At 43.0% G+C, this 11310-nt stretch carries 13 protein-coding genes and 1 pseudogene; 8 read left to right on the forward strand and 6 right to left on the reverse strand.

The genetic code is table 11. The features are described from left to right. Positions 1 to 2 precede the first annotated feature (2 nt). The 4 genes from MiSe_RS30950 to MiSe_RS30965 all read left to right on the forward strand — a co-directional run bounded on the left by MiSe_RS30950 (position 3) and on the right by MiSe_RS30965 (position 2534). Positions 3 to 473, forward strand: coding sequence for a phosphate-starvation-inducible PsiE family protein (locus MiSe_RS30950; protein ID WP_226587461.1), 471 nt, complete (start codon positions 3 to 5; stop codon positions 471 to 473). 218 nt (positions 474 to 691) lie between these two features. Then, positions 692 to 1150 (forward strand): nitrate reductase associated protein, encoded by a 459-nt coding sequence (locus tag MiSe_RS30955; RefSeq protein WP_226587449.1) that lies wholly within the window; start codon positions 692 to 694, stop codon positions 1148 to 1150. A gap of 86 nt (positions 1151 to 1236) precedes the next feature. Next, complete coding sequence (locus MiSe_RS30960) at positions 1237 to 2124, forward strand: TIGR02587 family membrane protein (RefSeq protein WP_226587450.1); 888 nt, start codon at positions 1237 to 1239, stop codon at positions 2122 to 2124. Between the two features lie 23 nt (positions 2125 to 2147). After that, positions 2148 to 2534, forward strand: coding sequence for a hypothetical protein (locus tag MiSe_RS30965; RefSeq protein WP_226587451.1), 387 nt, complete (start codon positions 2148 to 2150; stop codon positions 2532 to 2534). A gap of 299 nt (positions 2535 to 2833) precedes the next feature. Here the strand turns inward: MiSe_RS30965 and MiSe_RS30970 are convergent, their stop codons facing one another. Beyond that, on the reverse strand, positions 2834 to 3115 hold the full coding sequence (locus MiSe_RS30970; protein ID WP_226587452.1) for a hypothetical protein: 282 nt from the start codon (positions 3113 to 3115) through the stop codon (positions 2834 to 2836). Positions 3116 to 3822: 707 nt separating this feature from the next. On the opposite strand from MiSe_RS30970, the pseudogene MiSe_RS54085 reads away from it, so the two are divergent. From MiSe_RS54085 to MiSe_RS51320, 4 genes and pseudogenes are all read left to right on the forward strand, one after another. Beyond that, positions 3823 to 4353 (forward strand): annotated as a pseudogene (locus tag MiSe_RS54085) (transposase); the annotation flags it as partial. 33 nt (positions 4354 to 4386) lie between these two features. Then, positions 4387 to 4986: a DJ-1/PfpI family protein gene (locus MiSe_RS30980; RefSeq protein ID WP_226587454.1), complete on the forward strand. Its 600-nt coding sequence runs from the start codon at positions 4387 to 4389 to the stop codon at positions 4984 to 4986. Positions 4987 to 5138: 152 nt separating this feature from the next. Then, entirely contained in the window at positions 5139 to 7133 is a 1995-nt protein-coding gene (locus MiSe_RS30985; protein ID WP_226587455.1) for a DEAD/DEAH box helicase, read from the forward strand. A 231-nt stretch (positions 7134 to 7364) separates the two neighbouring features. After that, the gene (locus MiSe_RS51320) at positions 7365 to 7487 is read left to right on the forward strand and encodes a hypothetical protein (RefSeq protein WP_264196736.1); all 123 of its coding nucleotides are present in this window, start codon (positions 7365 to 7367) and stop codon (positions 7485 to 7487) included. Positions 7488 to 7591: 104 nt separating this feature from the next. Here MiSe_RS51320 and MiSe_RS30990 read toward each other — a convergent pair whose 3' ends face one another. The 5 genes from MiSe_RS30990 to MiSe_RS31010 form a co-directional block, all read right to left on the reverse strand. Further along, positions 7592 to 7960, reverse strand: coding sequence for a hypothetical protein (locus MiSe_RS30990; protein ID WP_226587456.1), 369 nt, complete (start codon positions 7958 to 7960; stop codon positions 7592 to 7594). Between the two features lie 91 nt (positions 7961 to 8051). Next, on the reverse strand, positions 8052 to 8546 hold the full coding sequence (locus tag MiSe_RS30995; protein WP_226587457.1) for a GNAT family N-acetyltransferase: 495 nt from the start codon (positions 8544 to 8546) through the stop codon (positions 8052 to 8054). Positions 8547 to 8711: 165 nt separating this feature from the next. Further along, positions 8712 to 9383 (reverse strand): hypothetical protein, encoded by a 672-nt coding sequence (locus MiSe_RS31000; RefSeq protein WP_226587458.1) that lies wholly within the window; start codon positions 9381 to 9383, stop codon positions 8712 to 8714. 41 nt (positions 9384 to 9424) lie between these two features. Then, positions 9425 to 9865, reverse strand: coding sequence for a hypothetical protein (locus MiSe_RS31005; RefSeq protein ID WP_226587459.1), 441 nt, complete (start codon positions 9863 to 9865; stop codon positions 9425 to 9427). 17 nt (positions 9866 to 9882) lie between these two features. Then, on the reverse strand, positions 9883 to 10962 hold the full coding sequence (locus MiSe_RS31010; RefSeq protein ID WP_226587460.1) for a hypothetical protein: 1080 nt from the start codon (positions 10960 to 10962) through the stop codon (positions 9883 to 9885). Positions 10963 to 11310 lie beyond the last annotated feature (348 nt).

Raw genomic sequence — 11310 nt, forward strand, 5'->3', positions numbered from 1 at the left:
TTATGTCCCAGTGGAAAAAACTCTCGAAGCAAATCGCCTCGTCTACTGAAGACGAACCTTTCCTGCATAACCTGGAAACCATAGTCGTTATCATTTCCAAAGTTTTATCCCTGGCGATGGTGGTAGTGATTTTAGTTTCAGTTTATGACCTGGGTTTTGTTTTATTTCAAGAGCTGTTCATGCCATCAGAAGGGTTCTTTAAAGATACCTTGTTTAAACTATTTGGGTTATTTTTGAATGTTCTGATTGCACTTGAACTATTAGAAAATATCACCGCATATCTTAAAAAACATGTTGTTCAAGTCGAGTTAGTGATCGTCACATCTTTAATTGCCGTCGCTCGGAAAATCATTATCTTAGATTTAGAAAAGAAAACGGCAATGGATCTGATCGGTCTTGCCATTGCCATTCTCGCTCTTTCCATCAGCTACTTAGTCATTCGATATATGAACAAACCTCACCAGAGTCAATGAGGGGGCTAATGGCTAATGGCTAATGGCTCATGGCTCATGGCTAATGGCTCATGGCTAATGGCTCATGGCTCATGGCTCATGGCTCATGGCTAATGGCTCATGGCTCATGGCTCATGGCTCATGGCTAATGGCAAATAAAAAATAATTATTAGCGATTGGCAATTAGCAATTAGCAATTAGCAATTAACAATCAGCAATTACCAATTACCAATTACCAAATGACCAAATTCTTCCAATTTGAAGCCGACTTTGTAGAATCTTTACGCTGCATCCCTATGCAAGTGCGTCTCAAGTTAGATACCAGCGGCATTAAACTAAAATTATCCCATTGGAATCACTTTAATTTGGCAGAACGAGAAGCACTCGTCGAAATGCCTTGCACGACAGAAAGCGAAATTCAAACTTATCGCGAATATTTACAGCAACTGGTGTTAAAACAAACAGGTGCATTACCCAGCGAACTTCCCATCGATCCTCACCCAGCTTGGATGGACGAAACAACCATACCAGAAAGCGTTCAAGAAAAAGCCCAAGAATTTAACCTGAAGCTGACACCCCAACAGTGGGCAGCACTAACCCCAGACCAGCGTTTTGCTTTAATTAAACTCAGCCGTTCCAGTCACGAAAATCTCAACTTTTTACCAGCCCTGAAAGAATTTAACTTAATCGCAACTTAATCTATCTGCGGATAGTAGACAAGCCATAGGCTCAAAGGCGATTGTTACATATGTAACAATATGTCGATACCTAACGGATATAACGGATGGATTGTAAAGCAGACAAGCAGCGATCGCTCACCGAATCCCTTCAAGAATACTTGCGGGGCGTCATCGGTGGCATCATGTTCTCTTTGCCCCTAATCTACACAATGGAAGTGTGGTGGGCAGGTTTCACCATCCATCCATTTCGCATATTTATTTACGTCCTCGCCACCTTCACCCTGCTGTTAGGTTACAACAACTACGGAGGTTTGCGCTACGATGCAAATCCCCTAGAAGTCGTCATAGACTCGGTGGAAGAAATGGGTATAGGAATGTTAGTTTCCACCGCTTTTTTATGGTTACTAGGGCGCATTACCGCTGATATGACATGGGAAGAAATTACCGGAAAAATTACCGTTGAAGCGATGACTGTTGCTATCGGCGTTTCAGTGGGAACCGCGCAACTTGGAGGTGGAGATAAGGATAGCGAAATGAACGATGAAAAGCAGCCAAAAGGGCCACCCAGTCCAATTGAAAACCAAGGGGATTTTTGGGGACAAGTTGTAATCTCTTTGTGCGGTGCTGTTCTATTTGCAGCCAACGTCGCACCGACAGAAGAAATTATTATGGTCGGCATCGAAATTTCTTCGATAAGATTGCTTGGTTTAGCTTTAGTTTCGATAGTACTGGGTGCTATTATCCTGTTCTATAGCAACTTCATCGGCGCCGATAAATTTACTCGTTCTAGAAGCATTTTTACCATCATCTCCGGCACTATTATTACCTATGCCGTAGCCTTAGTTGCTTCGGCAGCAATTCTGTGGTTTTTCGGACGCTTTGACGGAGTTGCACTCATCACCGGCGTTGCACAAACAGTCGTCCTGGCACTACCAGCTACCCTGGGTGCTTCTGCTGGCAGGCTTTTATTGCAACAGGGATCTGGAAATTAGACGCTTCCCTCAGTTAAAATCCCATGAAAAAGTTACAAAAAAATTGGCTAGAGTGGGTGACTTTCGCAGTTGGTTTTGTCCTGGTTGTCAGCACCTTAGGCTACCTAATTTACGACGCTGCGACTGTCAGCGAAGCACCACCGCAAATCGAGTTTCAACTGGGAACGCCCCAATCTCAATCCCAGCAATTTATTGTTCCCGTATCGGTTAAAAATACGGGAGATCAGACGGCGGAAAATGTCCAAATAGAAGTAGTACTAGAAAGCGGTGGCGAACAACAAGAGCGGGGCGAGTTTCAAATTGCCTTTCTGCCGCGCCGCGCCACGCGGGAAGGCTGGGTCACGTTTCAATCCGACCCCCGCACTGCCTCACGCATCAAAGCACGCGCTTTGGGGTTTGAAAAACCTTAATTGGCTAATGGCTAATGGCGTTACTAGGCTCTGCCGTGGTCACGAGGGTAATGGGTAATTGGTTTAAATAGATTGAAAATTGAACTTGAATTTGCTATTAACGCAAGTTGCTAGTTACATCAAGCGGTACTGGTAATGGCTAATCGCTAATGGCTAATGGGTAGTTGTCAAGAAGGCAAAAGCCTTTTAACCCAATTAGCAATTAGCAATTAGCAATTAGCAATTACCGCTGTCACAAGTTATAACTAGCAACTTGAGTTATTACCAATTACCCATTACCTATTACCCATTACCAGTTCTCATGCAGCAAGCTGATTGAGTTTTCTCATTAAAACTTGAACCAAAACTTTTTTGAGCTTTCTGTTGGGGTGAGCGAAGATTTTATTGATAAAGACTTGTTGCAAGGAATCATCTACTTTTAAGAGCTTTTCCAAACAGGTGGATATCACTTCATCCGCGTATCGCTCATCAATGGAATTTATCGCTTGCTCAAACAGGTAATTTTTTTTGGCACTTGTACTTTTGACCAGCGAAACTATATCGTTGGTAAGAATTGAAACATCATAGGCTTGTAACTGCATTTTTTATCTCCCTTGGTGAACTCTAGCCAAACTGCCGCTCATGCACCTGATGACAAGCCAATGGCAATAGGTCACTTATCCATATCGATAGCCAATAACTTTATGGATCATGCAAAACTGATGTGGTGAATTACCACATGCTGCTAGAGGTTGTGCTGTCTGTTCGCAACCTCTCTCGTGACCTATGACCAGAAAAATTAAGGAATGTAACACACGGATATAGTATTATGCTTTATATTTAATACAAAATTTTGGGAAAAACTAGATTAAGAAATTGTGAAATTTTATCGGGTAAATTGAATATCCCCAATGATGGCTCTCTGGGCTGGTTAGAGCGACCGATCTCCCGAGGGAGGCTGTTTGAACCCAGAGCGATCCCGTCGTTTTGTTAAGAAATTTTAATTACTCGATCGCTATATAATGAACCAACCGATAATATTAGTTCATTTTATAGTTAGATCCTGTCCTTAGGTATCGGTAGTGTATGGATGGCTAATTGCTCGCTTGCTAATTGCTAATTGTCAATTGCCTCCAGAGCAGCCATTAGCGATTAGCTATTAGCAGTTACACAACCGTTGCTATTGGACATGATATTAGAGCTAGTTTGAGATGCATATTTTGTGAAATATGTCAAGGTAATTTAATTACGAGTAATTATACAATTTTACATATTTCACGAACAGGGGCGAATCTATCGCTGTTAAAGGTTAAGTTATTGCGAAATGGCGAAACACCTAACCCAACTTAAAAAGCTTACGGATCGCTTATGGCTGCAAGAAGCTACTGCTACTACATTACAGCAATCGTTGGGGAATCTGGAAACGGCATTTAAAACCTTTTTTGCTCATCGGGCAAAATTTCCTAAGTTTAAGAGTAAAAACAGTAAACAGGTTAAAAGAGTAGCAAAAGTTCATGATAAAATAGCAAACACAAGGCAAGATTTCCTTCATAAGCTCTCACGAAAGTTAGTTGACGAGAACCAAGTCATTGGATCTGAGAAGCTAAATAAAAAAAGGTTAGCACGCAGCCAATTAGCTAAGTAGATACTAGATGCAGGCTTTGGTATGTTGCTAAATTTCTTAAGCTACAAACTGGACAGAGAGGGAGGAAAGCTGATAATGTCAACAAATACCAGAGGAAATACGGAATTTCAAGCTGGTGGAGAGGATGTAAGACTCGTTAACACTTGTGTTAAAAAGCAATCCTCGGTGAAGCAAGAATATCCCGTCACAGCGTAGCTGGACGGTGAGAGTGTCAAAAGGATGAAAAATATGGCTGCCAAAAAGATTTTAATGCTCGTTGGCGATTACGTCGAAGATTACGAAGTGATGGTGCCTTTCCAAGCTTTACAGATGGTGGGACACACGGTTCACGCCATCTGCCCCGATAAAAAAGCTGGGCAAACAGTAAGAACTGCCGTCCACGATTTTGAAGGCGACCAAACCTATAGCGAAAAACCGGGTCACAACTTTAGTTTAAATGCCAATTTCGCTCAAATAGACCCCGCCGCCTACGATGCTTTGGTTATCCCTGGCGGACGCGCACCCGAATATATTCGCCTCAACGATCGCGTGTTAGAAATAACGCGCCACTTCGCCGAAACAAATAAACCGATTGCCGCTATCTGCCACGGGTTACAAGTATTGGCAGCAGCGGGTGTATTGGATGGCAAAAGTTGCACTGCTTATCCAGCTTGCGGCCCGGATGTCACAAGGGCAGGGGGTTTGTACGTGCATATTCCCGCTGATGAGGCGATGGTTGATGGTAATTTAGTCACAGCACCCGCATGGCCTGCCCATCCTAAATGGTTGGCTGAATTTCTTAAACTATTAGGAACGAAGATCGAACATCAAGAATTGGCTGCCGTTTAAGAGGCGCTGACGAAAGAAACCGGGTTTCTTAAAGAAACCCGGTTTCTTTCGTAACGGGTTTCTTTGTTGGCGGTTTTTCTGGAATCTAGCTGTGTCAGAGTGTAGATCAATTTTTGATTCTGTATAATTAGCACCAAGAGTTAACAGCGTATATGGCATTAATAGTTCCAGATTCTTTGCCATCGGGAGCAAGTCAAGGCGAAAAAACCTTGTACAAAATACTTGCTGAAAAGTTATCCAATGAATTCTATGTCTGGTATGAACCAAATGCTCAAGGCTGTTTACCCTATTTTACCATTCTAGCGCCAAAGTTTGGGCTACTCTTCATCAAGGTAGTAAATTGGTTCCCTAACCAGATAAGCAGTGCGGATAGCGATAATTTCACAATCAAGTCTGCGAGTGAGGAGATTAATCGAATAGAGGTTCAACCAACCTCTCCAGAGAGTCAGGTCAGGCGAACTCGCAAACGTTCGCGTCATGAAAATGAGACAAAAAATGCCAAAATAAATGTTTGGCAATCCTCTCTAAAGCAAGTCGATAACTACTTAAATAAGCTTTTGAATAAACTTCAGCATTATCCAATACTAACCCAACCAAATGGGGAAGCCCAGGTCAGGTTAGCTTTCCCCGTTGGCATTGGTATTGTGATGTCCAACATTACAGTAAATCAAGCTCGCAATCCAAATATTTCTCAGCTATTAATCGAGGAGAAAGTTATATACCGAAACGAGTTACTGTCATGGGATAACATATCTGAAATAGACTTGGTGAATCAGTTAGAAAAAATCTTCCCTGACAAGTTGCCTTTCCGCAATCTCACACCCAACCAAATTGAAACTATTAAAGGCATTCTTTACCCCGAAATAGCTATTAAAGAAGTGCTGGCATCTTCTAACAGCGTTCCTGATGGCATTGAACTGCGGGATAATAGTTATGTAATTAAAACTTTAGATCATCGTCAGGAGTGTATAGTTAAGTCTATTGGTGGTGGTCATCGCATAATTTATGGGGTAGCTGGATCGGGAAAAACACTTGTTTTACTATCTAGAGCTAAATTACTGGCAAATCGAAATCCAAACGAGCGAATCTTGATTCTTTGCTTTAATATTGCTCTGGCATCCTATTTCCAGTCTCTCTTGCCTACAAAAATTGATGTAATGCACTTTGATGCCTGGGTAAAACATCTCCTTGGTAGAGAATATAAAACGGTAAGCCATTTAGTAAATTACAGGGAATATGTAGTAGAAATCGCTTTGAATAAACTTAATCAATTACCACTTGGTCTGAAGTGGGATGCAATTTTAGTCGATGAAGCACAAGCATTTTATCCTTATTGGTTCAAATGTTGCGTAGCTGCTTTGAAAGATCCTGAGAATGGCGATTTAACGATCGTATCGGATGGCAAGCAGAGCTTTTACAACCGTCCTCGGTTCGCGTGGAAATCGGTTGGAGTCAAAGCAGTTGGTCGGACAACTAGCAAAAAATTCCATCTTGACATAAACTACCGCAATACAAAAGAGATACTGGAAGCAGCGTGGAGTTTAGTAAAAAATACACCTGAGGTAGAAAATATAATAAATACAGGGAATACTGATGATTCTGAAGTGACATTCCCTATAATTGAACCTCAAGCTTCTATCCGCCAGGGCGAGCGCCCAGTTTTGCATATTGTCAAGACAAAACAGCAGGAAGTGGAATCAGTTATTAGACAAATTCAAAAACTCCATAAACTTGGCTACGAACTCAGAGAGATTGCTGTATTGCATAGATTAGAAGCAGTCTTGAACCATGACAGATCTATGTTATATTACCTAAGAAAGCGATTAAATAATCTGGGATTAGATACCTACTGGGTTACAGAAACTCTGAGATTGGAAAAAATAACATACAGCGTTAATATACCCGGTATCAGAATAATGACAACCCATACATCACTGGGACTAGAGTTTAAAGCAGTTTTAATTCTTTGGGTGCAAGAGTATGATAATAATAGAGCTATAAATTCGGAAATAGCCGCTTTAGATCTGAAAAAACTTTATGTTGCAATGACTCGCGCTCAAGATATACTACATGTTTTTGGTTCTGGTGATTCGCGCTTAATAGAGCAATTGAAGCAAAGCGGAAATTTTGCAATACAATACGACTGATATCATGTCGGGTTAAACACCCATAGTTAGGAATGACTTGGGAGAACGGTGACACGGTGAAGGGTCGAGATTTTTATTAAGGGTAATTAGGCGGACATCATATGATATCGTGTCCGGTTGCATCGGTTGCGTTTGGAGAGCTGGGGGAGCAAAGGGGATGGGGGAGCTGGGGGAGAAAAAACGCTTTTTCGCACAATCAACTATACACAACTGATCTCTCGCGGACATGATATGACTCAAAGACAGAAACCGGGTTTCTTTAAGAAACCCGGTTTCTTTGTTGGCGAGCAATATTATCTGATTCTGGGGCAGGGGAATGAAGCCTCCACTAAATCAGTGGTAACTGGTAACTGATTAGTGGTAGGTGTTATAGCGGATTGCAGCCGTATGAGGTACGGCGCTTGGTGTGCCAGCAGCATTAATGCGGCGGGCACACCAAGCGCCTTTAGGCTTGTTTGTCAAGCGCGCAGCATTAATGCTGCGCGCTTGACAAACAAAGCCAAAAGGCTGTACCTCGATCGTTTGCCATCCGCTATAGTGGTGGGTCTATTACTTCTACTAACGAAAAGGTCAAAATTTTTTGGGAAAGAAGCAATCCATTTGATACCTGCCATGTTTAACTCACTACCCACATAAGCTGGTAGTGCAATAATTCTATTTTTTTGATTATTTGGCAATCCTAAAAAAACAGAATGGGGTAAACAGCTGTTGCCTTGATCGTGGATTTGGTAAGTTAATTTTACACTTGCCAAAATTTCTGGATCGCGGTTTTTGAGTCTGGTAATTATTTCATCACCCGTTAATAGAAGGATATCATTTAAGTTCATCTGAAAAACCTCCTTTTTAACCTATAGCTTTAATTTTACTAAGACTTGAAAACCTTTGATATTGGCTATATCTATCACCAATATGTTTTCATCAATTGTTACTTAGGATAATTAACTTTTTTTCATTAACATGACAAATCCGCCAATTTTCTGAAAGATCTGCTCCCATGCTGCGGTAAAACTCTTGTGCTGAAATATTCCAATCTAAAACTCGCCACTCTAAATATCCGCAATTACGTTCTAAAGCTATTTTAGCTACTTTAGCCAAGAGTGTTTTTCCAATACCTTGCCGTCTATATTCTGGAAGAACAAAAATGTCTTTCAGATAAATTCCTGGTTTAGTTAAATAAGTGGAATAATTGTGCAAATATACAGCAAATCCTACGGTTTTATTTTCCAAAACTGCTAAAATTGCTTCTATATACTTCGGTTCTCCAAATAAATGCTGATGGAGCAATTGAGGATTGCCGACGACCTCATGAGATAATTTTTCATATTCTGCTAATCCTTGAATTAATTGAAAAATTGTCTCAGTATCATTAGATTGAGCCGCCCGAATAGTTAAGTTAGGTAAATTAGAATACATGGGATAGTTGAAGATTTAGGTTTGACAGCTAGGAATTGTTGCTTCAGTTTTTACTTGACTCAAATAAGAGATGAAATTCCTCTTTCAAGTAGTGCCTAATTGCCACACTCGGTGAAGCAGCTATTGGCAAGAAACCGGGTTTCTTTAAGAAACCCGGTTTCTTTGTTATCTGATTCTGGGGCAGGGGAAGGCGACTAAATAACCACCTGCTTCGACGATAAAGTCATCGAAGTCGTTGTCTTTTCCGGGTCGAGGCAGTCCGGTATCGTCCCAGTTGATGCGGACGCCTTTGCGATCGCCCACGACTCCATCGGACAATCCACCTACGGTGCGGGTAGACCCTGGGGTCGATCCGTTACCCATTTGCTCTAATCTGGTCGAGTAGAGGGTAGTTCTCAACCTGCCGCTGCGGGGATCAATCACTTTTAGGTAAAAAGCATAAGCGGTATTGGCTTGAAAGGTAAACCGCCGCACTGGTTGGGGTACGGAGTTACCGGGTGTGCCTAAAAAATCCATCTGGGTGCCGGTGTCGTTTCTGCCGCTGGAGACGCGGTCGAGATCCGATTGGTCGTTAAAGTCGTCGAAGGGTTTGGTTTCGGCAATTAGATCCGTAGTTTCACCAGTGTTTAAATTTACAATGCCAAAGGTTGACTGGTAGTAACCGTGGGATTCTCTGAATTCAAATTCGACGACTGTCTCTTCGTCGAAGCGGACGCCTTGACTTGCCGGTGGGGGGTTTTGGGCTTTCACCGGCATCGAGAAGGCAAATAATAAGCCTGTGGCACTCAATGAAGCGATCGCTGCTAAACGAATTGCTCCTATTCGCAATTTTTCCATCCTAGCTTCTCCTCACTATGGAATTGGTAACTATTGCAACTCTACCAAGTCCGAAACACTGGACTGCCACCCGATTTGGCGGCTGCCTCTAATTGGCTTCTCAAGTTGACAGCTTCCTGTCTCAACTCGTTCAATCGCTGACACGCTACGGGAAATACTGCATCGGTATTTTCTGGGTTGCGTAAAAACTGACGCGGTCCCCGAACACCACCTTGCTGTGCCGCCAAAACTGCTGCATCGCAGGCTTTATAAGCTTGATCGGCTTCTTGGTTTAACCGTCTAGCACGTTCTACAAGTTGGGGGTTTATCCCGCCACCGCCGCGATCGAAAATCGGGGCGGTACTGTTCCAAACATTGGTTCCCGATATATCGGGGAAGCTACCGTCTGCGTGAGCAGCGGTGGCAAAAGTTACAACCGCTCCCAGGCAAAGCGAGGAAATCAATGTCAAGCGCAGACTTTTTACTTTTCTGTATTTCTGCATGGCTGCACTCCTCCTACCTAAAACTTAATCGAAATCCCAGTACCCAATACAAATCGCGGTTCGTCGCCTGCACCTAAGATATCGCGCACGGCGGGAGTTATCACCCAAGGAACGTTTCTCACGGGTGCGATCGAAAATCCTGCTGCTAAGTCTACGCCAGTCCATTCAACAATTGCACTCACGGGTTCCACAACGCGAATGGCGACATTCCCAAACAAGTTGGCGTTGTTTTCCTTGGCATCAATTGCCCCATTTGAGCGAAATTGTCCATCTCCCACACCAAAAGTGAGAGCAATGCGGCTTAAAGGTTGGCGCACCGATGGTCGCGTCCGCAGAATGCCGGTAATCACCCCATAGCGGGAATGTTCGTAGTCATTGCGACCGAGATTGATAAAGCCGTTGTAACCGACTGCAATTCCCACATCGCCAAACCGACGATGCAACTTGGCGTTTAAACCACCATCGGGGAAGTCTTGATTAAAATCATCGAATACGTAGGACAATTCCAGCCCAAAGCCTTTAACCGCATCGCCTAAACCAAGACCAACGCCAAACGCCCCGTTATTATCGTCATCGTTATGTTCGCGGGTGGAAGTTTGATAAGTACCGCTGACAAATAAAGTGTTTCTATCGGCGCCAAATCCCACGGGGATGTAGATGCTTAATCCGGGGGAAGATTCAAATTCGCCCGATACTGACGGAATTCGCAAGGGGGGAATCGGTTCGGGACGAGGGCAGTTAACGGGTGCTTGTGCAACTTGAGATCCCGGCGATGAAGCTTGTGCAAAGCAGCTAGCTGGGTCAATCGCTGGTTCTCGATTTGCCTGCAACTCCTGTAACCCGGTGGCGTCGGTACTCGATGCTTGGGAAACAAAGTTCGTTTTATGGATTACAAGAGCTTCTCTTGTTTCTTTTAATTGGGCAGATAGCTGGTTTGATTGTTGTGCTGTCTGAGTTTCCTCGCCCTCGATCAAAGCATAGTCGCCCATGATAGACGGTGGGGAAGTCGAGTTGCTCTCAATCGGACTAGCTTTGGCATTGAGAGTACCAGCCATCAAAGCAGCTAGGGTACAAATGGCAATAGTAGGTAAGCGCATGAAAATAATAACCTCACAAAACTCACACCTATCAAGTCAGGAATTAATTTACTTAGATATTAACCGCTATCGGCGATAATTGTCGCTATTTTAAGATATCTTCGAGATTAAAGCCGAATCAGCCGTGTTTTTACGTAATGATGCTAAATTTCAGCTACCCTGATGTTTGCTTGATTTTGCAGATAGGTTGCACCCATTCAGAATAGTTAGACCATTTCTTTTTGACACTCTCCGGTCTAAAGACACGGAGATTCTAAGTTCGTCGTCGAAACTTGCTCTACCAGGCTTTCACCAAGTAGCGTAGTGGTTTCAACTCCCTTAGCGTTTCTTCGGGACTGCCCGTCCCTA

Origin of the sequence: Microseira wollei NIES-4236, assembly GCF_020521235.1 — a bacterium.
GTDB lineage: Bacteria > Cyanobacteriota > Cyanobacteriia > Cyanobacteriales > Aerosakkonemataceae > Microseira > Microseira wollei.